We start from the raw sequence: 25,740 nt of genomic DNA on the forward strand, positions 1-25,740 counted from the left end.
ACTTTTCCAGAATACGGCGGACCTGTTCCCCGAAAGCATGGAGCCCGCGCAGTCCTGTGCGGGCTCCTTCTTTTTTGCGGATCGTGCAAGGAGCGGACCGGCCCGCCGCCTCTTGAATTCCCGATCAGTCCGCCGACAGCAGGTGACGGGGGATGACTTCCTTGAGCTGGGCCATGGTGAATGGCTTGGTGATCGTCGGGACTTGCGCGAATTTCGAGTCCAACATCGGTTCGCGGCCATAGCCGCTGGCAAAAACGAATGGCACGCCCGCGTCGAGCAACCAATTTGCCGCCGCGATCGAGGTCTCGTCCTTAAGATTGATATCGAGCAGGGCGAAATCGACCGAAGAGGTCTGCAGCGCGGTCAACGCATCGGCGCAATTCCCTGCCATCGTCACCCGGTCGGCGCCGAGGTTGAGCAGCATTCTCTTCTCGGTATTGGCGATCAGGAATTCATCTTCCAGGATGAGGAAATGCCGTTCGCCCGCCGAGGTGCTTTCGGGTGTTCGGTTGCGGTCTGAGGTTTGCGGCTGCGCGCGCTCGGTCGAGCGGGCGGTCTTGGGGGGCAGGTGCAAGCTAATCTCCATTCCCGATGTGCGAGGGCGGATGTCGACACTGCCGGAAAGTTGAAAGGGAACCGCTTCTTCGATCAGTGCGGTGCCCGTGCCGGGTGTGCTGACATCAGACAGAGGTGGTCCACCCGTTTCTACCCAGTCGACAGTGAAACCGCCGTCATCCAACAAGGTGGTCGAAATGGTGACGTAACCCGTATCGTTGCTCAGCGAACCGTATTTCACGGCGTTGGTCGCGAGTTCGTGGATGACCAGTGCGAGAATCGGTATCGAATCGAAAGCGACGAAAATGTCCGGACCTTCGAACCTCGCCCGCTGCTTTCCCGATTCCAGCCCTTCATAAGGTGCCAATTCGGATGCTATCAGGTCCTTCAGCGAGATTGCCGACACCTCTCCCGAAGTCATCATGTCGTGCGCGGTCGAAAGCGCTGAAATCCGACCCTCCAGCATGGCCTTGTATTGATCGATCCCGGTTTGGTCTTTCGATGATTGTTCGATGAGGCTGGCAATCAGCGTGATGATATTGCGAACCCGATGGTTGAGCTCGTTGATCAGCAATTGCTGCTTTTTGTTGGCACGGTCCTTTTCACGCGCGTTCTGTTCGGCCAGCTTGAGGAGCACTTCGACGAATGTGGTGCGCAACGCTTCGCCAAGGGTGATTTCGCGCTGTGTCCATTCATCCGAATAGCCGCGCACCGTTTCCTTCCATTCGGCGAAACTTTCGCGAGGGGTCAATTTCAGATTTCCCTCGGCGGTGATGGCGGGTTTCTCGGGATTCCCGGCCCATCTGACGCTCTTGGCCACTTCCGCGCGGCACAGAATCAGATACTCGTCGGGCAGACGGGAAATCGGGATAACCAAAATGCCTGCGACAACATCCTTGAGTTCTTCCGCATTCGCCAGATGATCGGACAACCGATCGGTCGCGAACACTTCGGTCTGGTCGCGCTCCTTCATGAAATCGAGGATCGCTCCGGACAGAAGCTCGTCGGGAGCCTCGCCATATCTGAGAAATTCGCCACCGATCTTCGCGATCACGCCATCGCATGGGATAACGCTGGTGATGAGATCGCCGATTTCGTCGAAGCGCGCCGAAATCCTGTTTGTCGACGCAAAGCACGCTGTGATTCGCGAGTGCACCATCCCCGCGCGTGCGGTGAGCTGGCGTCGCTCTAGAGCGCGACTCTCGCTGATCTTGGAGGATAAGATCTGGCCGAAAAGCTCGGCAGCGGACCGTTTGTGATGCGAAATCCGCAGCGGACCCTGGACATGGTGGCACGCTACAAGGCCCCACAGCCCATCGATATCCATCAGGGAAATCGACATGGATGCACGCACGCCCATATTCTTGAGATATTGGATGTGGACCGGCGAAATGGCCCGGCTGGCACACATGCTCAGGTCGAGAGGCGCGGCTTGGCTCCGATTTCCGGTGCTCAGCAGTTCCGCCGTTTCGGCATCGACATCGGCAATCGAGCGGATGGGGTTGCGCTGATAAAGGGTGCGGGCCTGCTGGGGAATGTCGGTCGCAGGATATCGCAGGCCAAGAAAGGATTCGATCCCGGGGCCTCGCGCTTCGGCGATGACTTCGCCGCTGCCATCGACATGGAATTTGTAAACCATCACGCGATCGAACCCGGTCAGCTCGCGCATATATTCCGCGCCATCCTGAGCAACGGCGGCCACACCGTTTCTGGAATCGAAACTCGTGGCAGCGTGGCGGACCTGCGGCAAGAAGTCGGTCTCTGTGCCGCCAAGGCACTCCTCTATCTCGACAACGATGCCCCGCGTGGAACGGGACACGTTGACATCCGCCTGACGGGCGGGGAGGAAGCCGTCAGTGTGGAAGATGCATTCGGTATGGTCCGCACTTGAAATTGCGCCCGCCGCTGCGACCACGGCTTTCCATGCTGCCTCGGCGAAGAGGGTCTGGGCCTTGCATTTCGGCAGTTCGCTCGCATCGGTTTGAAGAAGCTCGGGTGCGTTGGCCGAATAGGTCAGCAATTCGCCGGTTTCGGAGAATTCCAGCAGTACCGCGAAGCTCTGAATATGGCCGATGATGTGGATCGGCTCGCGATCGCAGCCTGTGAGGTTCATCATGGTCATCTTCAAAGTAAGTACACCTTTTCGAATCCCGTGCGAGTGAAAAAGGACCTTTAGGGAAGGGGTTGCTTGCCACACCTCATTTGTTTCTTACGCTGTAGGGTGCCGGGGTGTACGCGGCGGGTCTGCTCTCGCCAGTCGGAATATGCCCCCGCACCATACGGGCGATGCTGTTTCGGCGCCGCGAGAAACGCCATCGATTGCCGCCCCGACCAAGGCGTGCCACGATCTCCACGACCCCGCTTTCACACCATGCCTGAAAAGCACGAAGGGCTACCAAGGAGAGACTACGCGATGACGGCTTTCACCCAAATTGTATTGGATAAGATCGACGGCGTTGCCACGATCACCCTCGACCGACCGGAAAAGATGAATGCTTTCACTGGCAGGATGGGCGCCGAAATCGCCGCGGCGATCGACGATACCGACGCCGACGACGAAGTGCGCGCCGTGATCGTGACCGGACGGGGCGAGCGCGCCTTCTGCGCCGGGGCCGATCTTACACCGGAAGATGGGGGCAGTGTTTTCTCCGACCCTTCGGCGGTAGACGATCTTGCCGACGAACGGGTTCGGGACAGCGGAGGGCGTCTGACCCTGCGCCTGTTCAATTCCAGGAAACCGCTGATCGGGGCGTGCAATGGCGTGGCGGTCGGAGTGGGGGCCACCATGCAGCTTCCCTTCGACATTCGCCTGTGCTCGGGAAATGCGCGTTTCGGTTTCGTATTCGCGCGGCGCGGCATCGTTCCCGAAGCGGCTTCGAGCTGGTTTCTGCCCCGGCTGGTCGGCATGCAGGCCGCGCTCGAATGGTGCATGACTGGGCGCATCTTCGACGCCGGCGAAGCGCTGGATCGCGGTCTGGTCCGCTCGGTCCATCCGCAGGGCGAATTGATGGATGCGGCGATGGGTATCGCTCGTGAAATCGCGGACAACACATCGGTCGTTTCGGTTGCGATGACTCGCGCCATGCTGTGGCGGCTGGGTGCCGGGGGTCATCCGATGGATGCGCACCGGATCGATAGCCGGGCGATCTACCGCCTCAGCCGCAGCGAGGATGCGAAAGAGGGGATCGCCAGTTTCCTCGAGAAACGGCCACCAGCCTATCCCGACACGGTGAGCGCGAACATGCCTGATTTCTACCCGTGGTGGGAAGAGCCGACTTATGAGTGAGTCCGGGCGATAAGGTTACAATCGCAACGGCCTTGCCAAGCCGGAGGCGCGGTTTAAAGGTATGGGCATGTCCAGACGTCAGCCCGCCCAACGCCTTGCCGAGTTCCTGCCTTACCAACTGTCGATCGCATCGAATGCTGTATCGACCCGGATAGCCGAACAGTACCGCAAGCGTTTCGCGCTCAAAACCACCGAATGGCGGATCATGGCGGTGCTGGGCGATCACGGTTCGCTGACCCAGCGCGAACTTTCGCAGCAGACCTTGATGGACAAGGTGCCGGTCAACCGCGCGTGTAAACGGCTGGAGGATCGCGGTCTGGTCCAGCGCTCGCCGAATACCAGCGACGGGCGTTCGCATCTGCTGGAACTGACCAGCGAAGGGCGCGCGGTCCATGCGGGGATCATGCCGCTGGCTCTGAAGATCGAGAGCGAGCTGTTCTCGGTGCTGAGCGAGGAAGAGCGCACCAGCCTGCTCGACATGCTGGTGCGGGTACGCGATCAGGCGGGCGACTTCGACGCGGAAAGCCTGGCCGACTGAAAATCGGCCAGGCTTCCTGTGCGACTGGCGCAGGAGAAGTGGGTTACCCGATGCCGCCGCTGAAGGCGTCGGCGATCGAACAGGCCGCCGGTCCGAGAATGACGATGAACAGGACCGGCAGGATGAACATGATCAGCGGCACGGTCATGATGGCCGGCAGGCGCGCGGCCTTTTCCTCGGCGCGCATCATACGCTCGTTACGGAACTCGGCCGAAAGGACGCGCAATGCCGAAGCTAGCGGGGTACCATAGCGTTCGGTCTGGACCATTGTGGTGACGACGCCCTTCACCGCCTCCAGATCGACGCGGTAGGCGAGGTTGTCGAAGGCTTTCTTCCGTTCGTTGAGGAAGGACAGTTCGATAGCGGTGAGCGCGAACTCTTCGCCCAGTTCCGGATAGGCGCGGCCCAGTTCCTTCGCCACCCGGTTGAAGGCAGCATCGACGGTCAGACCCGCTTCCGCGCAGATGACCAGCAGGTCGAGCGCATCCGGAAGACCCTTCCGGATCGCGTCCGAACGTTTGGACGCCAGATTGCTGAGGTAGATTTCCGGACCCTTATATCCGAGAAACACGGCCAGCATCAGCGCGCCGTTGCGCTTCATCGGACCCCATTCGGGAAAGGTATCGAGCAAGAAGACGGATACGAATACGAGGCCGCCCAGCAACACCGGCAGAACGGCGCGCAGGCCGATGATAACGATCGCCAGTTCCTTGTTGCGGATGCCTGCATGGGCCAGCTTTTGCTGAACGCCCTCTACCTGGCTCTCCTGCAACACTTTCATCTTGCCGAGCGTGTCTTTGATCTTCTCGGTCGTGTCGGTCTTGCGAACCAGGCTCTGCCGCTTCTTGGCAGAGGAGGTGACAAGGCCCATCTTGAGTTCTTCCCGGCGACCTTCGAGCGCTTTGACGCGCTTGCTCATCGGGTCCTTGATGGTGACCGCGGTGTAGATCGCGAACACCATGGCGGCGGCCGCGATCCCGATGAGGATAGAGCCGACCAGATAGACATCGAAGCCGAGAAGGGTGGGGCCGGTTGCAGCGTCCATAAATCTAGTCCTTCCCCAGCTCAGATCTCGAAGCTGACCATCTTGGCCATGATGAAAGCGCCAATGCTCATCCACACGAGGCCGCCGAGGCCGGTTACGATCAGACGATCATCCTCGAAGAAGCCGCCGATATATGTCGGGTTGATCCACCAGATCAGCCCGAACACGATGAAGGGCAGGGCGCCGACGATATAGGCGGAAGCCTTCGATTCCGAGCTCATGGCCCTGATCTTGAGTTTCATCTGCGCCCGCTTGCGCAGCACGTCAGAAAGATTGGACAGGGTTTCGGCGAGGTTACCGCCGGTTTCGCGCTGGATGGCGAGGGTGATGCAGAAGAAGTTGAATTCCGGAATACCGAGCCTGTCCGCCGTTTCCTGAAGGGCATCCTCCATCGTGCGACCGATCTTGATGCGCTCGACGACGCCCTTGAACTCCTCGCCGACAGGGCCGGGGACCTCCTGCGCGACGACCGCCAGGGTCTCGGTCACCGGAAGGCCAGAGCGCAGGCCACGCACGAGCAGTTCGATGGCATCGGGGAACTTCGCGTTGAAATTGTTGGTGCGCTTCTTGATCGTATGCCCGACGATGAAATGCGGTAATCCCGCCCCCACCAGTACGCCGATGGCAAGGGACAGGCCCGGCGATCCGCTGCGCAGGAACATGAGCAGCGTCACGGCGATGCCCAGCCCGAGCGATCCATAGGCATATTGACTGAGCGTCCACCCCTTTCCGGTTCGGTCGAGCCGATTGGCCAGCGCCTCGATCCGCGAGGTCGATCCGGCGACTCGCTGCATTTTCGGCTTGCGCGCGGCAATGGCCTTTTTGAGCTGGGATTCGACCTTGGCGTCGGTGCTTTCCGAATGGCGATAGCGAAGCTGCTCCAGCCGCCGCTGGCTCGCCTTGGCCGCATTGGGGCCGGAGAGCATGGCGTATCCTATCGCCAGCAAGGCGAGGACCCCGACGGCCACAAGCACCGGCTGGATGATATTCATGCGTAGTCTCCGTCCATTTGCAAGCTACCCGAAGCGCGCCCCGGGTGCGGTCATTCCACAGGCTGGGCGGCCGGTGCGTCCTTTTTCTTCGCGAGCAGATTCTTGAAATCGAAACCGCCGAGCAGCGATTTCTTCGCGCCGGCCTCCTCGGTCGCATCGGCCTCTTCGGTGCCGATACCGATGACGCGGGCACAAAGCTGCTTGATCGCCCCCGTCGCCTTGGCTCCGCTATTGGCATCGACGAAAGTCTTGCCGAGCTTGGCGGCATTGGCCGCAGCCTTCTGATCGTAGGGGATCGTCACATCGATCTTGCGCTCGATCGAGGCTTCGAAGTCAGCCTTGCTGATTTCGGCGGCCCCCGGCTGAACCTTGTTGGCTGCGATCACGACATGCGAATGCGGCGCATTCGTCTTGAGCCACGAAAGGATGCGGATCGTATCGCGGGCCGAGGCCAGCGACATTTCGGTGGCGAGCACGACGACGTTTATATCGTTGAGCAGGTGAGGGAAATTGATCATCATATTGCGCGGCATGTCGAGCACGGTCATTTCGAATGAATGCCTGAACTCTTCCTGCAACTGCAGGAAAGCCGAACCGTCGGTCATCAGCGGATGATTGATCGGCGCTTCTGCCGAAAGGATCGCGAGATTGTCGCTCGCGCGTATCATCGCGCGTTCGATGAACAGCCCGTCGATCCGGCTCGGATTGTCGATCGCGTCGGTCAGCCCGCGACCGGGTTCGAGATCGAGCGCCAGAGCGCCGGTGCCGAAATGCACATCGAGATCGAGCAGGGCGGTCGGCATGTGTTTCTCGGTGGCGAAGAGCCAGGCGAGAGACGTAGCGAGCGTGGACGCGCCAACGCCGCCCCGCGTGCCGATAACGGCAGTCGACATATGACGTTTGACTCCCTCGGCTTCGCCGGCGCGCGGAGCGAGAAAAACAGCCTGCGCCTGATTGAGCGAATCGCGCAGCATATTGGCCGATAACGGCTTGAGCAGGTAATCGTGGATTCCGCTTGCGAGCAGGTCGCGATACAGGCGCACATCGTTGACCTGGCCGATGGCGATCACCACCGTGCCCGGTTCGCAGACTTCGGCCAGCGCGTTGATGTCGTTCAGCGGGTCGCCGCTTTCGGAAAGGTCCACCATCAAGATGTTGGGGCTGGCCGAAACCGATAGCGACTGGATCGCGTTGCGTAATCCGCCCTTATTGCATTTCTCGGGCTGCCAGCCGAGTTCGATCACCACCGGACGCAGTACATCGAGAGCATTCTCGTCGCAGATATAGGCCGCAAAGGCGTCGCGGTTGCCCGCCATGCCGGATTTGAGTGAAGCGCTCATGGCTGCTTAATCTCCCTTGCTGCTTACTTGCGACAGACCGCCCGCGCCGGTCGGAGCCTTTTCGCGATAGGCCTCGATCGCCTTGGTCGAAGTGGTGACCACGGTTTCGCCCGAGCCCTTTTGCCCCGAAATGAGATCTTCCGGGTTGGCGACCATCGCAGCGAGATTGCCGTTCACCGCGCAGCCGTAACCTGGGTAGGTAGCGTTATATTCGTTGGCTTCGTTGTTGGCCGACCAGTCGGGACACCCGGGAACACTCGCTGTCGAACGGGTTATGACGATGCGCGCCTCACCCGGATCGATGTAGTCGGGCGTGACCGGGGAACTCTCGCTGACCAGCAGGCCATGCCGCCCGGCGAGAGCGGCGAGATCCTCTCTCACGGCCGGATTGGCGGTCGGATCGTCGAGCGAGATGCGATCACCATAGCCCAGTTCCATGGCGTCGAACCAGCCCGCGACACGGCGCTGCTCGCCGACGGGCAGGCCATCGCCCGCAGTGCGTATGTCGAGTGTGAAGCTGGTCCGTTCGACAACGGGCTGACGCGCGCTGTAAAGTGAACGGTTTTCGGTCGGGAAACCGCCGCATGCACTCAGTGCGAGGCCGAGCGAGGCGGCCAGCGTACCGGCGAGCTTGCGATAGAATGCGATAGCCATTTTACGCGTCCCCTTATTCGAAACTGAAACCGGGCTTGGCCGAGGCGGTCCGCTCGTTGCGACGCGCTTCGGTTTTCCCGTCTGATGCTTGCTGGTCGCCACCGTCGACCGGCGCTCCCTGCGAAATAGCAGGGGCGGCAGGCTGCGACTGAATGGCTCGTGGTTTCGGACGGTCGCCGCCGGTCACGCCGTCACTTTGCTGGAAGCCGAGCAGGCGCTGGAATTCGGTCGGCTTGCGGAAACCGTCGGTCGGCAGCTTGATGTCGTTTCCGTCGATCGGTTTCACCAGATAGGGCGTCACGACGATCACCAGTTCGGTTTCGCCCTTGCGGTAAGTGGTCGATCGGAACAGGTTGCCGAGGATCGGAACATCGCCGAGGCCCGGAGCCTTGTCGATCGTATTGGTTGCGTTGTTCGACAACAGGCCGGCGATCATGAAGCTCTGGCCCGAGCCCAGCTCGACAGTGGTTTCCGCGCGGCGGGTCACCAATGCGGGCACCTGGAAACCTTCCAGCGTGATCGCGCCCTGGCTGGACAATTCCGACACTTCCGGACGCACGCGCATCGATATACGACCGTTCGAAAGCACGGTCGGCGAATAGGCCAGACTTACGCCATATTTCTTATATTCGATCGAGGTTGTGCCAAGCCCCTGACTCAGCGGGATCGGGAATTCGCCACCGGCCAGGAATTCGGCCGTTTCGCCCGAAAGCGCGGTAAGATTGGGCTGCGAAAGCGTGGTCACGAGCCCTTCGGTTTCTGCCAGATCGAGCGCGGCGCCGATGTCGAGACCAAGAAACTTGCCGAATGCCCCCAAAGTAGTGCCCGGCGAAATCGGGCTGACGGTGGAACCGGGCAGTTCCTCGATCTCTCCGGTCACGGGATTGAAGACCCTTTCGACGGTTTTCGAACCGGTTCCCAGCGCCCTTCCGGGGTTGAATTCGGGAATCGCGCCCTGCCTTCCCTGGCCGATGCCGAACTTGAACCCGCTGCTGCTGTCGATGCTGGTCAGGTTGACGCCGAGTGCCCGCACGAAGCTGCGGCTTACCTCGGCGATGCGAACCTGCAGGTTCACTTGCAGCGGGGTGGCCATGCGCAGACGGCTGATGACATTCGCATCGTCCCCGACAAAGGCTTCCACCAGGCGCTGCGCTTCTTCCGCATCCTCGGGGCCGGCAACGGTTCCGGTGAGGAGAATGACGTTGGAGCCCATGGTGGCGACCGATATCTTCGCCTGGGGCATGGCCAGCGCGAGAAGCTGATCGATGCTGCCGATGTTAGAACCGACGCGGATATTGGCCGACCAGATGATGTCTCCGGCCCGGTTGCTGGCGTAGATCGTGGTTTCGCCGCCCGCCTTGCCGAAGACGTAGAGCTGACGTTGGGATTTCACCTGAACGTCGGCGATCTGATCGTTGGCGATGAAGACATCGGCCATGGCACCGGGTACGTTGACCAATTCGCCGCGACCGATCGAAAGCACGATTTCCGAGCTCGGGCTCACGATCGACTGGGCTGTCGCGACGCTCGTCGGCGCGCTGGCCAGTGGCGCGATGGCCAGGCTGGCGACCAGCAATTTCGTGGTAAGTCGACGTTTCATGGATGTGCCCCCTGATTGGCTACCCGTTTTTTCTTTCCTGCTCATGCGACGGCAACCGGCTGCGCTACCGGCCCGATCGCGGCTGGCAGCGAGGTTCCATCGGCCTGCCCGTCCTTGATGACGCCGGTCACGGCGCTGATCTTGGCGGCGCCGACCGGGACGCGTTCCGTTTCCTTGCCGCGGGTGACGCGCACGCTCGGCCCCTGGCGGACGGGCATGCTCGGTTCCCCGGCTGATTGGGGCGGCGGCGGACCCGCTACCGCGCCCTGCGGCGGCACCGTGCGACGCTGAAAACGCGAGACGTCGCCGCCGGTCACATAGGTGCTTTTCCCATCGTCGGGACGCGCCATGGCCTGACGCAGGATGCGTTCCTCCTCTTCGGGAGTCGCATCGTCGGGAATAGCGATGTCGCCGGCAGCGATCGCGCGCTCGAGCTCGGTCTGGTTATCGGCCAGCGAGCGCAACGACAGGCTAAGCGTGCCGATCGTCTGCGCCACTGCGATCTTTTCGGCTATGACAGGCGTGACCTCGAGCGTGACGGTGCGGAATTCCTTCACCACCGTCGAACCGTCTTCAGCCTGTTCCGAAACGGTCGACTGGTCCGTGGCCAGGACGCGAAGGTTACGCAGAATGGTTTCCGACGCGTTCAGGCTTGCGCCGTCATTGCCTCCCACTTCCTGGGTCAGCACCATGTCGACACGGTCGCCGGGAAAGACGAACCCGGCCACACCCGACTGAGCGGTGACGGGAACGGTAATGGCCCGCATGCCCGGAGCGAGGGCGGCGGCGAGGAAGCCGCGATCACCCGGCGCGACGAGCGAACCCTGCGTGACCGGTTCGCCGGCGGTTATCGGGTGACGAACGACAGTACCGAGAAGCTTGTTCATATCGGCCTCGCCATCGAGGAAGTAGGCGTCCTGAACCAGTTCTTCGGGCCAGAGCTGGTACCCGATCGCGTCGGCCGTTATGATCGTTCCCACAGGCAGCGCCCGCTGCGCGACGAGGACCTTGGGACCGCGCGCTTCGACCTGGGCGGCTTCGGCCTGAGGTGCGCTCGCACCGGCAAACATGCTCCGCGCGATGAGCGCCGTACCCACTGCAACGATCAGTGCGGCGACCAGCAGAACCAGTTTCTTCCTATCCATGGCTGTCTAGCCTCTCTCGTTCGGCCCGCGGAATCCCGGTGCGGGCAAGTATGGGTTCGTGCTGTAGGGCGGAATTGGTTAAAATCGCGTTCTCAGCTGCCGGTTACGGCCGGGTGGGCGGCCAGCAACTGCCCGCTGGCGACGATCCAGATACCGGCGAGCGAAATAGCCGGGCCGTAGGGAACCCAGAGATCGCGCTCGTGCCGCCGAATGATGCGGATCGACCCAAGGGTGACCACGAGCAAGATGGCGAAGGGAGCGAGTATCACAGCGATGGCGGCAAGGGGGCTCGAAGAAGTCGTTTCGACCAAACCTTCCGGCACGGGCAGCGTAGGCCCACCGAGCACGGCGCTGGCGAAGAGCACGGCAATCAAGGTGCCCAGAACCAACATCGCGGAATCGCGCGCAGGGCTGGTCTTGAAGGCATTGGAATGGGCCACCCGCCAGGCGCCGACGGCCATGGTCAGCACCCACCCCAGCATCGCCATGGCCACCAGCAAGAAGGTGAATTGCGAAGGCGGTATCCACAAGGAAAGGGCCGTGAGCAGCTTTACGTCTCCACCCCCCATCTGGCGGATGGCGAAGAGTACGCAACAGACTGCGAAAACTGTGGCTGCCAACCCCAGTTGAAACGCAATCCCGGGCCATAGCGGCAGCCCGATTGACAGCCAGTATAGCGGCGCGCCGAGTGCCACCGTCATCGTCAGCCTGTTGCTGATCGTGCGGCTCTTGAGGTCGGTGACGATTACCCAGAGGAGTGCGATTGCCAACCCGGCAAGCAATACGTAGGTGAAAATCTGGTTTTGCATGACGCCCCCGACGCTTCCTTGACGGGGGTGCTACAGGAGCGTGCTTACCAAAAAGTAACCATTGAGGAGGTCGTGATCACCGGCATGTCAGCGTCACACCAGACAATCGACCGCCGCGTTATTCCATCTCCGGCAAGAGAATCGACCTTCACGCTGGCCGATGGGCACGCCATCAGGCGGATCGACTGGCCGGGGGTAGACGAAGGCCGGCGCGGTTCGTTGCTGTTCCTCCCGGGACGGGGCGATTTTTACGAGAAGTACCTCGAAACGCTCGATTACTGGCATCGCGCAGGCTGGCGTGTCACGGCGGCCGACTGGCGAGGTCAGGCGGGCTCCGGCAGGCTGGGCGGCGATGCTGTTACCGGCCATATCGACGATTTCGCGACCTGGAGCGAAGACCTTGCCTGTCTGTGGAAGGCGTGGAAAGCGAAAACACCTGGGCCGCATATCCTCGTTGCCCATTCGATGGGTGCGCATGTGGTAATGCGCGCACTGGTCGATGGTCTCGTCGATCCCGAAGCGGTGGTTCTGAGCGCGCCGATGATCGGCATGGCGGGGCCGCCCCTACCCCTGGCTGTGCTTCATGGTGTCGCGCGAGTGATGTCCCGGATCGGCAAGCCGACACGACCCGCATGGAAATGGAGTGAAAAGCCCGGCGAAATGCCCGCCCGCCGCCGCGACCTGCTCACTCACGATGCCGATCGCTATGCGGACGAGCTGTGGTGGCGCGAAAAACGGCCCGAGCTGGTGATGGGGCCGGGAAGCTGGGGCTGGGTGGAGCGGGCCTACGCTTCGGCCCGCCGATTGGGCGAGGCGGGGGCGATGGAGGCCGTCCGGGTTCCCGTCCTTATAATCAGCACATCGGCGGACAGGCTGGTCGATCATGCTGCGGCCGTCCGCGCGGCGCGGCGCCTGCCAGGCGGTGAACTGATCGAGTTCGGGGAAGAGGCGCATCACGAAATCCTTCGCGAAGTCGATCCCGTGCGTGAGCGCGCGCTGGCGGGTATCGACGAATTCCTCGATCGCGTGGCCCCGCGGAAATGACCATGACCGTCTACGATTTTGCCATTGTTGGCGCCGGGATCGCGGGGGCCAGCCTCGCCGCCGAATTGTCCGCAGGCGGTGCCCATGTGCTTCTGCTGGAGGGGGAAGAGCGCCCGGGCTATCATGCAACGGGGCGCTCGGCGGCGTTCTGGGAAGAGTGTTACGGCGGGCCTGAGATCGTGCCGCTGACGCTCGCTTCGGGGCCTTTTTTGCGTGACAATGGCTTTCTGCGCCAGCGCGGTGCCCTGTATATCGCCAGGGAGGGAGACGAGGAGCGGGTGACGCAATTCATGCGACGTTTCGTCCCGACCGGAGCCTCGATCCAGCACATGGGCCGCGCGGAAATCCAGAAGAAAGTGCCCGGAGTCCGGCGCGTCTGGTCCGATGCGATTTGGGAACCGCTATGCGCGGATATCGACGTGGCCGCCTTGCACTCGCACTATCTGGCCTTGGCGCGCGAGGGCGATACCCGGCTCGAGTGCAGAGCCCGTGTCGTCGATCTCGATCGCGGCCAGGGGGAATGGACCATCGCTGTCGCAGGTGGCGAAACCTTCCGCGCCGCAGTCGTGGTGAATGCGGCAGGCGCGTGGGCCGACGAATTGGCAAGGATTGCCGGCACGAAGCCTGCTGGCATCGTGCCCTACCGGAGGACGGTCGCGCAGGTACGGGTAGATCCGCCGGTTGACGAGGATATTCCTCTGGTGCTCGACATTCGCGGGCGCTTCTATTTCAAGCCCGAATCGGGGCGCCTATGGCTCAGCCCGCACGATGAGGAGCCGAGCGAGCCATGCGACGCGGCGCCGGAGGAACTGGCAGTTGCCGAAGCGATCGCGCGACTCGAAGAGGTCGTCGACTGGAAGGTGAAGGCGGTAGAGCACAAATGGGCGGGCCTGCGCAGCTTCGCGGCGGATCGGCGCCCAGTCTATGGCTACGATCCTGAGGCCGCCGGTTTCGCCTGGTTCGCCGGGCAGGGCGGGTTCGGTATCCAGACGGCCCCTGCGGCGGCGCGGCTCGCCCGGCAGCTTTTGCTGGACGAAGAGCGCGATGCGATGACCGAACACCTCGATGCGGACCTCTACTCCCCAGCCCGCTTTGTCTAGCCAATGGTGCGATACGCGCTAGGGTGGTGAAAACCCCGTAGAGAAGGAGCGACGACCGATGAGCCACCATTTCGAAATCTACAAGGACAAGGCGGGAGAATTCCGCGTGCGCTTCAAATACAACGCCGAAGTGATGTTCTCGACCGAAGGGTATTCGTCGAAGGCGAGTGCGCAGAATGCCATCGATTCGATCAAGAAGAACGGCCCCGGGGCCGAAGTCGTCGACAACAGCTAGGCGAGGCTAGCCCTCGCACGCGATACGGTCCGCCTCGTCGCTGGCGAGGCGGTCCACGCGGTCATTTTCTTCATGGCCCGAATGGCCTTTGACCCAGTGCCATTCGACGTTGTGCCGTTCGGTCAATTCGATCAGGTCGTGCCACAGTTCCGCATTGCGGACCGGTTTGCGGCTGGCATTCACCCAACCGCGTTTCTTCCACCCGTGGACCCACTTGGTGATCCCGTCGATCAGATATTTGCTATCGGTGTAGAGATCGACTTGGCAGGGCTCGATCAATGCGCCCAACGCCTTGATCGCAGCAGTCATTTCCATTCGGTTGTTGGTGGTTTCGGCTTCGCCGCCGCTGATTTCCTTCTCATGCGGCCCCATTCGCAGCAGCGCGCCCCAGCCACCCGGACCGGGGTTTCCCTTGCAGGCGCCATCGGTGAAAATTTCGACTTTCTTCATGCGAAAGCGCTCTGACCTGCCGCGCGATAGAATTCCAGCCGCCGCATGAAATCCATCGGGTTCTTTCGCTGAACCAGGGCATCCTCGGGCGTGTCGAGCCAATCCTGCGCACGGCTGGCGATGAACCGCAGGCAGGCTCCTTCGGCCAATAAGGGCAGGGCGGATCGTTCGCTATCGGTCAGCGGACGGGTTTCTTCATAGCCTTCGACAAGCGCGCGCCCGAGCCGCTCGTCGAACTGCTCTCCGCAGGCGTCGAAGCACCAGGCCGCATGGGTCACTGCCAGATCGTAGGCCATGGCGCCGGTGCAGGCGAAATAGAAGTCGATCATTCCGGTAACTCGCTCGCCGAGCATCAGCACATTGTCCGGGAAAAGATCGGAATGGATGATCGATTCCGGCAATTCCTCGGGCCACTTACGCAAAATGCCCGCGCCGATCTCAAGAATGGCGGGAAGCTCCGTATCGATACCGTGCAGGGCGGCTGTTCCGCATTGCCGCAAGATGGCGAGCATATCGACGGTAGCGAGATCGTTGACTCTCGCCATGGGAAAATCACGGGCTGCCAGATGCGCCCGTGCCAACGCGCTTCCTACCGCGCGGGCTTGCCCAGGTTCCGGGCTGGTCGGCGAAACGCCTGGCAGAAATTCGATGAGGGCCACGGCCTTACCATCGACCATGCGCCAGGCATCGCCTGCAGTATCGTGAATCGTGCGCGGCACCGGGCAGCCGGCTTCCGAGAGGTGATCGAGCAGACCCAGGAAGAAAGGCAGATCCGCCGTATCGATCCGCCGTTCGTACATGGTGAGGATGAAGCGCCCCTCGCTCGTTTCCACCAGCCAGTTCGAATTCGACACGCCTTCCGCGATGCCCTTGGCGGAAACCAGATCGCCGACATCGTAATGCGCGATGAGCCGCGCGAGCTCCTCCGCACCGAGGTGGGTATAGACGGCCACGTTATTCGGTGAGTTGGCGAGGGAGCTTGAAGATCATGTTCTCTTCGGCCGTGGTAATTACTTCCTCGTCGACCAGCCGCCAGTCGGACAAACGATCGACGACCTCGCGCACCAGCTTTTCCGGAGCCGATGCCCCGGCAGTGAGGCCCACGGTGCCGACGCCTTCGAGCCAGCTCGGATCGATTTCGTCGGCGCGCTGGATGAGTCTCGCATTGGTGCCCATCCGATCGGCGACTTCGACGAGCCGGAGCGAGTTCGAGGAATTGGGCGCACCGATGACCAGCACCAGATCGCAGCTCGCCGCGATCTGCTTGACAGCGGCCTGCCGGTTGCTGGTGGCGTAGCAGATGTCCTCCGCCTTGGGAGCGACAATCTGCGGGAAACGTTCTTCCAGGGCGCGGATGATATCGCGCGTATCATCGACAGACAGCGTGGTTTGCGAGAGATAAGACAGCGCATCGTCAGGCGAGAATTCGAGTTTCGCGACATCCTCGACGGTTTCGACCAGAGTGATCCGGCCCTCGGGAACCTGCCCCATCGTTCCAATGACTTCCGGATGGCCGACATGGCCGATGAACAGGATGTGCTGCCCCTTTTCGATCTGGCGTTCGGCCTGGCGGTGGACCTTGCTCACCAGTGGGCAGGTGGCATCGACATAGAGCATCTTGCGCCGTTCGGCCTCCGCCGGGACGGTCTTGGGAACACCATGCGCGCTGAACACGACCGGCGCATCGTCGGGCACCTCGTCCAGTTCCTCGACAAAAATGGCGCCTTTGGCCTTCAGGCTGTCGACGACGTAGCGATTGTGCACGATCTCGTGCCGGACATAGACCGGGGCACCATATTTTTGCAGCGCCCGCTCGACGATTTCGATCGCCCGATCGACACCGGCGCAAAAGCCGCGGGGCGCAGCGATCAGCAGTTTGAGCGGGAGGCGCGGGTCGCCATCGGAAACGGCAGGCGTGGATGGAAAGGGGGCATTCATGTGTCGCCCTCTAGCGCTTTCGCGCGGGCCAAGCTAGGGCAAGCCGCAGCCTCCAGGGGCTATGAATTCGAATGACCGTAAAAGGGAAATTAGCCGCATGACCATCCGTACTCGCCTTCTTCCCGCGCTTGCCCTTGGCCTGGCGTTGGCCGGTTGCGCAAGGGAAGGTGAACTGGTCGTCGATCAGGGCGTCGGCATTTCCGCAGTCCGGACGACTTGCCCAGCCGTTGGAATTCCCGATTACACTGGCGATATCACGACGTTTCGCGCACCGGGTGCGACCACGATCGCAGACCTCGACGTAACTGCAGCGATCACCAATCTTCGTTCGAGCTGCAACGAAGAAACGGGCGACCGGGTGTATACCGAAGCGACGTTCGATGTGGTTGCGCGTCGTGCCGATACGCGCGGCAGCCGCACGGTCACTTTGCCCTATTTTTCGACAGTGGTCCGCGGCGGATCGGCCGTGGTGACGAAGCGTGTCGGAAGCGTCACTCTGCAATTCGCCGACGGGCAGGAACGCACTCAGGCGCGGGGCACTGCCGGGGCCTATGTCGATCGCGGTGCCGCAACGCTTCCGGCCGATATTCGCGAACAGATCACCCGCAAGCGCAAGGCCGGCGATCCCGACGCTGCACTCGATCCGCTGGCCGATCCGGCCGTGCGCGCAGCGGTGCAGCGGGCCACCTTCGAATTGCTGATCGGGTTTCAACTGACCGAAGACCAGCTTCGCTACAACGCCACACGGTAGGCGCGCTCGCATCTTGCCATTTCGCGCCGATAGTCTAGGCGCGCGCCATGGCTGACATGCAGACACTTTACGCGGCCTTCGTGGCTCGCATCGACGCGGTATTGAACGCTCTCGAAATGGAGGGCGTCCTGCCCGCCGACACATCGCGCGCCAATGTGACGGTCGAGCCCCCGCGCGACCCCGCGCATGGCGATCTGGCGACCAATGCGGCGATGGTCCTCGCCAAACAGGCGAAGACCAATCCGCGCGCGCTAGCCGAGAAGATCGTCGAGCATCTCGAGCGCGAACCCGACATCGCCGAGGCGACCATCGCCGGTCCGGGTTTCATCAACCTGCGGCTGTCGCCCGAAGCATGGCGCCGCGAACTGCTCGCCATAGCGCATCTCGCCAAGGAGTACGGCCGGTCCGACATGGGCAAGGGCCGGGTGGTCAATGTCGAATATGTCTCGGCCAATCCGACCGGCCCGATGCATATGGGCCATTGCCGCGGCGCGGTGGTGGGCGATGCCCTGTCCGGCTTGCTTGAATGGGCCGGGCACCGTGTCACGCGCGAATATTACGTAAACGATGCAGGCGGTCAGGTGGATGTGCTCGCCCGATCCGCGCACCTTCGCTATCGCGAGGCTTTGGGCGACGACATCGGCGAAATTCCCGAGGGGCTCTACCCCGGCGACTATCTGAAGCCCGTCGGTGAGCGGCTCGCGCAGGAATTCGGACCAGCCTATCAGGACGCGCCCGAAAGCGAGTGGCTGGAGCTGTTCCGCCAGCGCTCGGTTGCGGCGATGATGGAAATGATCCGCGAGGATCTGTCGCTGCTGGGCATCCATCACGACCTGTTTTCTTCCGAAGCCGAATTGCAGGCGGCGAAGAAGCCCGAGGCAGCGGAAGCCTGGCTGCGCGAACACGGCTTTGTCTATGACGGCGTGCTCGAAGCGCCCAAGGGCAAGGCTCCGCCCGAGGATTGGGAGCCGGTCGAGCTGCCACTGTTCCGCTCCACCGAATTCGGCGACGATCAGGACCGGCCGATCAAGAAGTCGAATGGCGCATGGACCTATTTCGGCGCCGACCTCGCCTATCACTTCCAGAAGGCCGAAAAGGCCGATGCGCTGATCGATATCTGGGGCGCGGACCATGCCGGCACGGTCAAGCGGATCAAGGCCGCGGTGGCTGCCTTGACCAAGGGCGCCGGACGCGACGTGCCGTTCGACGTCAAGCTGGTGCAGATGGTCAAGCTGTTGCGCGACGGCGAGCCGGTCAAAATGTCCAAGCGTTCCGGTACGTTCGTCACGCTGGCCGATGTGGTGAACGAGGTCGGCAAGGACGTGGTCCGTTTCACCATGCTCACCCGCAAGCCCGACGCGCAGATGGAATTCGACTTCGCCAAGGTGGTCGAAGCCTCGAAAGACAACCCGGTCTTCTACCTTCAGTATGCGCATGCGCGCATCCATTCGACCCTGCGCAAGGCAGGCGTCGAGCCGAGCGATGCACATCTCGACCGTCTCGGCGATGACGAACTCGCGCTGGTGCGCGAAGCCTCGCAGTTTCCGCGCGTGGTCGAATCCGCCGCCAAGGCCCGCGAACCGCATCGCATCGCCTTTTTCCTCGGCGATCTCGCCGCCGCCTTTCACAGTTTCTGGAATGCGGGTAATGACGATCCGTCGAAGCGGATCATCCAGGAGGGCGATCCCGAACTGACCGCTGCCAGGCTGTTCCTGGCCACGCAGGTCGGGCAGGTAATCCGCAACGGCCTCGCGATCCTGGGGGTCGAAGCGGTCGAGGAGATGTGAGCATGGTGGCGTCGACGCCCTACGATACGGACAAGGATTGGGACGACGAGGGCCAGCTGGACCTTGCCGATGACGAAAGTCTGCCATGGCTTGAAGCGGGCGAGGACGAGGACGACGCAGCGGGCTTCGACATGTCGCGCCTGTGGCTCATGGGCGTGCTCGCTCTGGCTCTGCTCGCCGTGGTCATAGGCGGCATCTGGTTCTTCTCCAACCAGGCCTCCGACGAGCCCCCGGCCGATGGCAGTGTAATCGCCGCACCGGAGGAACCCTATAAGACCAAGCCCGAAAACCCGGGCGGTAAAACATTCGCCGGGACGGGCGACACGAGCTTTGCCGTGGGCGAGGGGCAGACGCGCGAAGGAAAACTGGCCGAACCGGTCGCGACGCCGCAACCAGAACCGGATGCCACTACCGGCCCTTCGATTGCCTCCACCGTGAACGAAGGCCCGCGCACGCAGGTTGCCCCCGGCACCGCCGTGCAGGTGGGCGCCTATCCGCGCCGCGCAGATGCAGAGGCGGCCTGGGCCAGGCTGACCCGGCAGACCGAGGCGCTGAGCGGCATTCGTCACCGCGTGGTCGAGGCTCAGGTCGATATCGGCCGCGTCTATCGCCTGCAGGCGCTGGCTGGCGATCGCGCCTCCGCCAACCGGCTATGCGCTGCGCTCAAGGCCGACGGACTCGCCTGTTTCGTCAAGTAGCTGCTGAATTTCCACACTTGCCATACAGCGCGCGCTTGCGCGGCTGGGGTGTTGGCTTCACCGTACCGCGCATGACACCCGCCATTTTCGGCATTTCCGGCCTCGACCTGACAGCCGAGGAGCACGCCTTCTTCAAGGAGGCCGATCCGGCGGGGTACATCCTGTTTGCGCGCAATTGCGATAACCGCGATCAGTTGCGCAGGCTGACCGACGATCTGCGCGCGATCCATGGCCGCGACCGACTCATCATTTCGATCGACCAGGAAGGTGGCCGGGTGGCTCGCATGAAGCCGCCCGAGTGGCAGCGCTACCCCGCCGGCGAAGCTTTCGCAAGGCTGTGGGAGATCGCTCCGGCATCGGCGATCGAGGCGGCGCGGGTCAATGCCGAGGCCATGGGGCGCGAGCTTGCCGAAATGGGCATCACGGTCGATTTTCATGCGCCCTTCGATGTCCGTCGCCCGGAAACCGACGATGTGATCGGCGACAGGGCACTTGGCAGCGAACCGATGCAGGTCGCGGCGCTGGGGCGCGCAGTGCTCGACGGGATGGGCCGTGCAGGCATCGTGGGGTGCCTCAAACATATGCCGGGGCATGGCCGTGCGACCTGCGATTCGCACAAGGAGCTGCCGCATGTCACCGCCAGCGATGTGGAACTCGCGATCGACATAGAGCCGTTCCGCACGCTGGCCGCTCATCCATTGGGGATGAGCGCGCATATCGTGTTCGAGGCATGGGACGCGGAAAACCCGGCCACGCTCTCGAAAACCGTTATCAGCCAGATCATCCGCGGGAAGATCGGTTTCGACGGTCTGCTGCTGTCTGATGATATCGACATGGAGGCGCTGGACGGCACTATCGCCGAGCGTTCGATCCGCGCGCTGGCGGCGGGTTGCGACATCGTGCTGAATTGCTGGGCGAAAATGGACGATCAGATCGCCATTGCCGAACGCTGCGCAAGCATGAATGCGAAGACCCGCGAGCGGCTCGAACGCGTGCATGCGGCCATGTGCGACGCGCAAGACGGCACCGATACCGAAGCGCTGCTCGCGAAGCGCGATGCCTTGCTGGCAATCGCCGAGGACCGCGCCGCATGACCAGCGACGGTCTCCTGTTCGCCGATCCCGATCCGGGCACACAGGAGGAATGGGATGGCATCGCGCGGGACGGGCCGGGCGACGAGAACGCCTTGTATCTCGAACTCGACGGGTGGGAAGGCCCGCTCGACTTATTGCTCGACCTCGCGCGGCGGCAAAAGGTGGATTTGCGGTCGATCTCGATCCTGGCGCTGGTCGACCAGTATCTGGGCTATATCGACCGCGCCGAGGCGCTGAAGCTCGAACTGGCTGCCGATTACCTCGTGATGGCGGCATGGCTTGCCTATCTCAAATCGGCCATGCTCCTGCCCAAGGAAGAGCAGGAAGACCCCAGTCCGGAAGAGCTTGCGCTCAAGCTGCAACTGCGCCTCCAGCGCCTTGGCGCAATGCGCGATGCGGCAGCGCGGTTGATGGGCGGGGATCGGATCGGGCGCGACGTGTTCCTGCGGGGCAATCCCGAAGGGCTCGAGATCGCCCGCAAAACCAAATGGCGGTGCGACCAATTCGCGCTGATCGAGGCCTATGGAAGGGTGAAGGCCCGCACCGCGCCGGCCATCCACATGGTCCGCGAACGGCCTGTCATGACGCTCGAATCCGCTCTCGACCGGGTATCCAACATGCTTGGCGTGACGCTGGACTGGATGGAACTGCGCGATTTTCTTCCGCCACATGCCGAACCCAGGCTCAAGCGCTCGGCGTTGGCGTCCAGCTTCGTTGCCGCGCTCGAACTGGCGCGTCTGGGCAAGGCCGAACTGCGGCAAGATGATGCCTTCGGTCCGCTTAACCTGCGTCGGATGCCCGGCTGATGGACGACCTCGCTCGCGCCGTCGAAGCCGCACTGTTCGCTGCGGAAGAACCGCTGACGGCGGAGGCACTGGCGGGTTTTCTCGGCGATGCAGCGGTGGGCGATGTCCGCGCGGCGTTGCGCCGCGTCGCCGAAGACTACGAAAAACGCGGCATCCACCTCGTCGAGCGCGGTAAGCGCTGGCATTTCGAGACCGCACCCGATCTCGCTCACCTTCTGCGCCGCGAGAAAGAGCAGCTCCGCCGTCTGAGCCGCGCGGCGACCGAAGTGCTGGCGATCATCGCCTATCACGAGCCGGTCAGCCGCGCCGAGATCGAATCGATTCGCGGCGTGCAGACATCCGGTGGCACGCTCGACGTGCTGATGGAGGCAGGCTGGGTGAAGATCGCCGGACGGCGCGAAGTGCCTGGGCGCCCGACGATCTATGCGACAACGCCCGAGTTTCTCGATCATTTCGGCCTGTCGAGTCGCCGCGACCTGCCCGGAATAGCCGAATTGCGGGCGACCGGCCTGCTCGATCCTGTAGAGGATGCCTATGAAGAGCTGATCTCAGGCCCCGCAGCCGGTGATTCGGACACAAACGAGGATGATAAAGAGGCCTCGGGTGAAGCCTGACTGGCGCTAGGCCGCTGCAGCGCCTATATTCGTCTGCAAGCAATTCGAAAGAGAAGGTCCCATGGGTCTCAGTGTCTGGCAGATCGCCATCATCGCCGTCGTCGTCCTCGTCCTCTTCGGTCGGGGTCGCATCTCCGAAATGATGGGGGATTTCGGCAAAGGCATCAAAAGCTTCAAGCAAGGCATGAATGAAGACGAGACACCTGCAAAGCAGATCGGCCATGAAGCGAAGCCCGCCGATGAGGGGCTGACGCCGGACCAGGTCAAGCAGCAAACCACCGACACCAAGTAAGTTCGCTAGAAAGCGAGGCAGGCCATGTTCGATATCGGCGCCAGCGAGCTGCTGGTGATCGTCATCGTGGCGATCCTCGTGATCGGCCCGAAGGACATGCCCAAGGCGCTGCGTCATGCAGGGCGCTGGATCGGCAAGCTGCGCCGCATGTCGAACCATTTCCGCGCCGGGCTGGACGAAGTCGTCCGCCAGGCCGAAATCGAGGAAATGGAAGAAAAGTGGGCCGCGCGGAACAAGGAGATCATGGCCAAGTATCCCGATGGCTCGACGCCCGAGGCCGGGGCGCCCGAGAACCTGTTGCCCAACGAAATGGAGCCGCTTTCTTCGGCTGACGAGGTTCCCGATGCGGACGCGGCGGCCGAAGCTGCGATCGAGCGTGCGGCGCCGGTGAAAGCGCCCGAGCATTCGGACGAACCGCCATTGCCGCTCGACCCGCCTCCTGCCGGCAAGGACGCCTGACATGGCCGTGATCAAGGATATCGACGATAGCCAAGCACCGCTGCTCGACCATTTGATCGAATTGCGCGCGCGGCTGGTGCGCTGCGTGCTCGCCCTGGCAATCGCTTTCGGTATCAGCCTCTATTTCGCCGACCCGATCCTCGGCTTTCTCATTCAACCGCTGAAGAACTCCTTCGCGGAAGGTGAGGGTCAACTGATCTTCACCAAGCTGTACGAAGTGTTCTTCGTCGAGCTGAAGGTCGCGCTGTTCGCGGGGTTCTGTCTCAGCTTCCCGATCATCGCCAACCAGCTCTGGGCCTTCGTCGCCCCGGGCCTCTATGCGAAGGAAAAGAAGGCCTTCCTGCCTTTTCTGCTGGCGACGCCGATCCTGTTCACCATGGGCGCGGCCTTGGCCTATTACGTGGTGATGCCAACGGCGTTCCGCTGGTTTCTCGGCTTCGAAGGCACGGCAGGCGGGCTCGAAATCCAGGCGCTGCCGACCGCGAATGAATATCTCGGCCTGGTGATGCAGTTCATTCTCGCTTTCGGGATGAGCTTCCTGCTGCCCGTGCTCCTGCTTCTCCTGCACCGGGCGGGCATCGTGACGCGCGACCAGCTTGTTTCCGCGCGTCGCTATGTCATCGTTGCCGTCGTTGCGCTCTCCGCGATCATCACGCCGCCCGATCCGGGCTCGCAGCTTTTGCTGGCGGTGCCGCTGCTGCTGCTGTTCGAAGGCTCGCTCGTGCTGATGCGGCTGACCGAGAAGCGGCGCAAGGCGGAAGCGGAAAAGCCCGAGGAACCTCAGTCCGCCTCGTAGACCTTGCGTCCGCCGATCCAGGTCTCAAGGACCTTAGTCGCGCGCAATTCGCTTGGCGTCGCCAGCAGTGGATCGCGGTCGATCAGGACGAAGTCGGCCCGTTCGCCGGGCAACAGCCTGCCGAAACGCCCTTCCGCAAAACCGGCAAAGGCTGCTTCGCTGGTGAAGCCGGCCAGCGCCTGCTCGCGATTGACCCGATCCTGCGGGCGCCAGCCGCCGAAAGGCTCGCCATTGGCGTCCATGCGCGTGGTTGCGGCGGCGAGGCCAGCGAAGGGATCGGGCGATTCCACCGGTGCATCCGACCCGAAGGCCAGCCTTCCACCCAATTGCAGGATGGTGTTCCAGGCATAGGCGCCATCGAGCCTGTCCGGACCGAGCCGCGCTTCCGCCATCAGCCTGTCGCTGGTCTGGTGGACGGGCTGCATCGAGGCAATGATGCCGTTGCGGCCGAGCTTGGGCAGGTCGACCGGGTCGACGATCTGGACATGCTCGATCCGCCAACGGCGGTCGCCGGGAAAACTCTCGGCAATTTCCGCAATGGCGTTGAGCGCGTCCGCGTTCGCCGCCGTGCCGATTGCGTGGATCGCGGGCTGGAAATTGCTCTGGGCGGCGCGCACGAGGATATTGCGCAGCTTGGCGGGGCCGGTGATCGGCAGACCGGTATTGCCCGGATCGTCTGCATAGGGGCGTTTGAGCCAGGCACCGCGGCTGCCAAGGGCACCGTCGAGATAGAGCTTGACCCCATTCATCCGCAGCTTGTCGTCATACAGCCAGGGCGAGGGGGCTGCGCCTGCGATCAGTTCCATCTGTTCAGGCCCTGCCGCGTAGGCCATGATTCTCAGCGTCAGCGCGCCCCTGTCGCCCGCCCGGCGGAAGGCCTGCCAGTCCTCGATCGTGGTGCCCATATCGGCGACGGCCGTTATGCCATGGCGGTGCAAAACCTGCTGCGCTTCGGCAAAGGCCAGGTCGCGTTCCTTCGGCCGCGGGGCCGGGATCGCCGCGCGCATCAACTCCTCCGCGGCATCGACGAAGACGCCCGAAGGCTGCCGCGAACCGGGCATGCGCTCGATCCGGCCACCGGCAGGGCTTTCGCTCGCCGCCGTAATTCCTGCCGCTTGCATGGCGAGCGTATTGGCCCAGCCGGCATGCCCGTCGACGCGTGCCAGATAGACCGGGCGGTCGGCGACCACGCTGTCGAGTTCGGCAGCGGTGGGGAAGCGGCCCAGTCCCCATTTTTCCTGGTTCCAGCCGCGTCCGAGGATCCAGGGGCGGGCTTCGTTTTCCGCAGCGAACCGGCGGATTTTGTCCAGCGCTTCGGCAAGCGAATTGGTATCCGACAGGTCGAGCGTCAATGCGCCAATTCCAATGCCCATCACATGCGCGTGGGCATCGATCAGGCCGGGGATCATCACCGCGCCCTGGCCATTTTCGCGATAATCGGTCTGCGGCTTTTTCTCGCCCGATTCGAGGATCTGCGCGACCTTGCCGTCATCGTCGATCACCAGCGCGGTAAAGCGCTGGATTTCGCCATCCTCACCGATGGTGATCCCTTCGACATTGTCGATCAGCACGTCAGCCTGTGTCGGCGCGGCGATTGCCAGCGCCATGGCACTGGCGAGATATTTGAACTTCATCTGAGGCGGCCCCTCCGGATTAGAGCGCCCGCGATAAGGCATAGCTTGCGCGAGGCAAACCCTTTCGGCGATTGCGTC

Annotated in this window: 26 protein-coding genes; 14 read left to right on the top strand and 12 right to left on the bottom strand. The window is 62.6% G+C overall.

The window, feature by feature from the left end; all coding sequences use genetic code 11:
• Positions 1-124: 124 nt before the first annotated feature.
• Complete coding sequence (locus MUY37_RS10130) at positions 125-2,671, bottom strand: HWE histidine kinase domain-containing protein (protein ID WP_499195256.1); 2,547 nt, start codon at positions 2,669-2,671, stop codon at positions 125-127.
• A gap of 297 nt (positions 2,672-2,968) precedes the next feature.
• On the opposite strand from MUY37_RS10130, the gene MUY37_RS10135 reads away from it, so the two are divergent.
• Both MUY37_RS10135 and MUY37_RS10140 read left to right on the top strand, forming a co-directional pair.
• Positions 2,969-3,841 carry a crotonase/enoyl-CoA hydratase family protein gene (locus tag MUY37_RS10135; protein WP_499195257.1) on the top strand — a complete coding sequence of 291 codons (873 nt, stop codon included), beginning with the start codon at positions 2,969-2,971 and terminating at the stop codon, positions 3,839-3,841.
• A gap of 67 nt (positions 3,842-3,908) precedes the next feature.
• Positions 3,909-4,379: a MarR family winged helix-turn-helix transcriptional regulator gene (locus MUY37_RS10140; protein ID WP_499195258.1), complete on the top strand. Its 471-nt coding sequence runs from the start codon at positions 3,909-3,911 to the stop codon at positions 4,377-4,379.
• Between the two features lie 43 nt (positions 4,380-4,422).
• Here MUY37_RS10140 and MUY37_RS10145 read toward each other — a convergent pair whose 3' ends face one another.
• From MUY37_RS10145 to MUY37_RS10175, 7 genes are all read right to left on the bottom strand, one after another.
• A complete protein-coding gene (locus tag MUY37_RS10145; RefSeq protein ID WP_236924967.1) occupies positions 4,423-5,424 on the bottom strand; it encodes a type II secretion system F family protein in 1,002 nt (333 codons plus the stop codon).
• Positions 5,425-5,444: 20 nt separating this feature from the next.
• A complete protein-coding gene (locus MUY37_RS10150; protein WP_499195259.1) occupies positions 5,445-6,416 on the bottom strand; it encodes a type II secretion system F family protein in 972 nt (323 codons plus the stop codon).
• A 50-nt stretch (positions 6,417-6,466) separates the two neighbouring features.
• Complete coding sequence (locus tag MUY37_RS10155; RefSeq protein WP_499195260.1) at positions 6,467-7,756, bottom strand: CpaE/TadZ family protein; 1,290 nt, start codon at positions 7,754-7,756, stop codon at positions 6,467-6,469.
• A gap of 6 nt (positions 7,757-7,762) precedes the next feature.
• Positions 7,763-8,410, bottom strand: a complete 648-nt coding sequence (locus MUY37_RS10160; RefSeq protein WP_499195261.1) for a CpaD family pilus assembly protein — start codon at positions 8,408-8,410, stop codon at positions 7,763-7,765.
• Positions 8,411-8,423: 13 nt separating this feature from the next.
• Complete coding sequence (locus tag MUY37_RS10165; protein WP_499195262.1) at positions 8,424-10,010, bottom strand: type II and III secretion system protein family protein; 1,587 nt, start codon at positions 10,008-10,010, stop codon at positions 8,424-8,426.
• A gap of 41 nt (positions 10,011-10,051) precedes the next feature.
• Positions 10,052-11,155, bottom strand: coding sequence for a Flp pilus assembly protein CpaB (gene cpaB / locus MUY37_RS10170; RefSeq protein ID WP_499195263.1), 1,104 nt, complete (start codon positions 11,153-11,155; stop codon positions 10,052-10,054).
• A 92-nt stretch (positions 11,156-11,247) separates the two neighbouring features.
• Positions 11,248-11,964 (bottom strand): A24 family peptidase, encoded by a 717-nt coding sequence (locus MUY37_RS10175; protein ID WP_499195264.1) that lies wholly within the window; start codon positions 11,962-11,964, stop codon positions 11,248-11,250.
• A gap of 84 nt (positions 11,965-12,048) precedes the next feature.
• Here MUY37_RS10175 and MUY37_RS10180 point away from each other — a divergent pair, with 84 nt between their 5' ends.
• Genes MUY37_RS10180 through MUY37_RS10190 form a run of 3 tightly spaced genes read left to right on the top strand, consistent with a single transcriptional unit; the run spans position 12,049 to position 14,343 of the window.
• On the top strand, positions 12,049-13,008 hold the full coding sequence (locus MUY37_RS10180; RefSeq protein WP_499195265.1) for an alpha/beta hydrolase: 960 nt from the start codon (positions 12,049-12,051) through the stop codon (positions 13,006-13,008).
• Between the two features lie 2 nt (positions 13,009-13,010).
• Complete coding sequence (locus tag MUY37_RS10185) at positions 13,011-14,108, top strand: NAD(P)/FAD-dependent oxidoreductase (protein ID WP_499195266.1); 1,098 nt, start codon at positions 13,011-13,013, stop codon at positions 14,106-14,108.
• Between the two features lie 58 nt (positions 14,109-14,166).
• The gene (locus tag MUY37_RS10190; protein WP_115416152.1) at positions 14,167-14,343 is read left to right on the top strand and encodes a YegP family protein; all 177 of its coding nucleotides are present in this window, start codon (positions 14,167-14,169) and stop codon (positions 14,341-14,343) included.
• A 6-nt stretch (positions 14,344-14,349) separates the two neighbouring features.
• Here the strand turns inward: MUY37_RS10190 and rnhA are convergent, their stop codons facing one another.
• The 3 genes from rnhA to ispH are packed head-to-tail and all read right to left on the bottom strand — an operon-like array spanning position 14,350 to position 16,731.
• Positions 14,350-14,793 carry a ribonuclease HI gene (gene rnhA, locus MUY37_RS10195; RefSeq protein WP_499195267.1) on the bottom strand — a complete coding sequence of 148 codons (444 nt, stop codon included), beginning with the start codon at positions 14,791-14,793 and terminating at the stop codon, positions 14,350-14,352.
• Positions 14,790-15,746: a homoserine kinase gene (gene thrB / locus MUY37_RS10200; RefSeq protein WP_499195268.1), complete on the bottom strand. Its 957-nt coding sequence runs from the start codon at positions 15,744-15,746 to the stop codon at positions 14,790-14,792. The genes rnhA and thrB overlap by 4 nt, the downstream gene beginning before the upstream one ends.
• A gap of 1 nt (position 15,747) precedes the next feature.
• Complete coding sequence (gene ispH, locus MUY37_RS10205; protein WP_499195269.1) at positions 15,748-16,731, bottom strand: 4-hydroxy-3-methylbut-2-enyl diphosphate reductase; 984 nt, start codon at positions 16,729-16,731, stop codon at positions 15,748-15,750.
• Positions 16,732-16,828: 97 nt separating this feature from the next.
• Here ispH and MUY37_RS10210 point away from each other — a divergent pair, with 97 nt between their 5' ends.
• From MUY37_RS10210 to tatC, 9 genes are all read left to right on the top strand, one after another.
• Positions 16,829-17,482: a hypothetical protein gene (locus MUY37_RS10210; RefSeq protein WP_499195270.1), complete on the top strand. Its 654-nt coding sequence runs from the start codon at positions 16,829-16,831 to the stop codon at positions 17,480-17,482.
• 47 nt (positions 17,483-17,529) lie between these two features.
• A complete protein-coding gene (gene argS / locus MUY37_RS10215; RefSeq protein WP_499195271.1) occupies positions 17,530-19,269 on the top strand; it encodes an arginine--tRNA ligase in 1,740 nt (579 codons plus the stop codon).
• A 2-nt stretch (positions 19,270-19,271) separates the two neighbouring features.
• Positions 19,272-19,967, top strand: coding sequence for an SPOR domain-containing protein (locus MUY37_RS10220; RefSeq protein ID WP_499195272.1), 696 nt, complete (start codon positions 19,272-19,274; stop codon positions 19,965-19,967).
• Positions 19,968-20,038: 71 nt separating this feature from the next.
• Positions 20,039-21,061 (top strand): beta-N-acetylhexosaminidase, encoded by a 1,023-nt coding sequence (nagZ, locus tag MUY37_RS10225; protein WP_499195273.1) that lies wholly within the window; start codon positions 20,039-20,041, stop codon positions 21,059-21,061.
• Entirely contained in the window at positions 21,058-21,867 is an 810-nt protein-coding gene (locus tag MUY37_RS10230; protein ID WP_499195274.1) for a segregation and condensation protein A, read from the top strand. The genes nagZ and MUY37_RS10230 overlap by 4 nt, the downstream gene beginning before the upstream one ends.
• Positions 21,867-22,481 (top strand): SMC-Scp complex subunit ScpB, encoded by a 615-nt coding sequence (gene scpB, locus MUY37_RS10235; protein ID WP_499195275.1) that lies wholly within the window; start codon positions 21,867-21,869, stop codon positions 22,479-22,481. The genes MUY37_RS10230 and scpB overlap by 1 nt, the downstream gene beginning before the upstream one ends.
• Positions 22,482-22,542: 61 nt before the next feature.
• Positions 22,543-22,773 (top strand): twin-arginine translocase TatA/TatE family subunit, encoded by a 231-nt coding sequence (locus tag MUY37_RS10240; RefSeq protein ID WP_499195276.1) that lies wholly within the window; start codon positions 22,543-22,545, stop codon positions 22,771-22,773.
• Positions 22,774-22,797: 24 nt separating this feature from the next.
• On the top strand, positions 22,798-23,232 hold the full coding sequence (tatB, locus tag MUY37_RS10245) for a Sec-independent protein translocase protein TatB (RefSeq protein WP_499195277.1): 435 nt from the start codon (positions 22,798-22,800) through the stop codon (positions 23,230-23,232).
• Between the two features lies 1 nt (position 23,233).
• On the top strand, positions 23,234-24,028 hold the full coding sequence (gene tatC, locus MUY37_RS10250; RefSeq protein ID WP_499195278.1) for a twin-arginine translocase subunit TatC: 795 nt from the start codon (positions 23,234-23,236) through the stop codon (positions 24,026-24,028).
• Here tatC and MUY37_RS10255 read toward each other — a convergent pair.
• Positions 24,013-25,662, bottom strand: a complete 1,650-nt coding sequence (locus MUY37_RS10255) for an amidohydrolase (RefSeq protein ID WP_499195279.1) — start codon at positions 25,660-25,662, stop codon at positions 24,013-24,015. The two genes, tatC and MUY37_RS10255, sit on opposite strands and share 16 nt — an antisense overlap.
• Positions 25,663-25,740: the final 78 nt, after the last annotated feature.

Source organism: Qipengyuania sp. ABI-127-1, from assembly GCA_022953095.1.
Taxonomy (GTDB): Bacteria; Pseudomonadota; Alphaproteobacteria; order Sphingomonadales; family Sphingomonadaceae; genus Qipengyuania.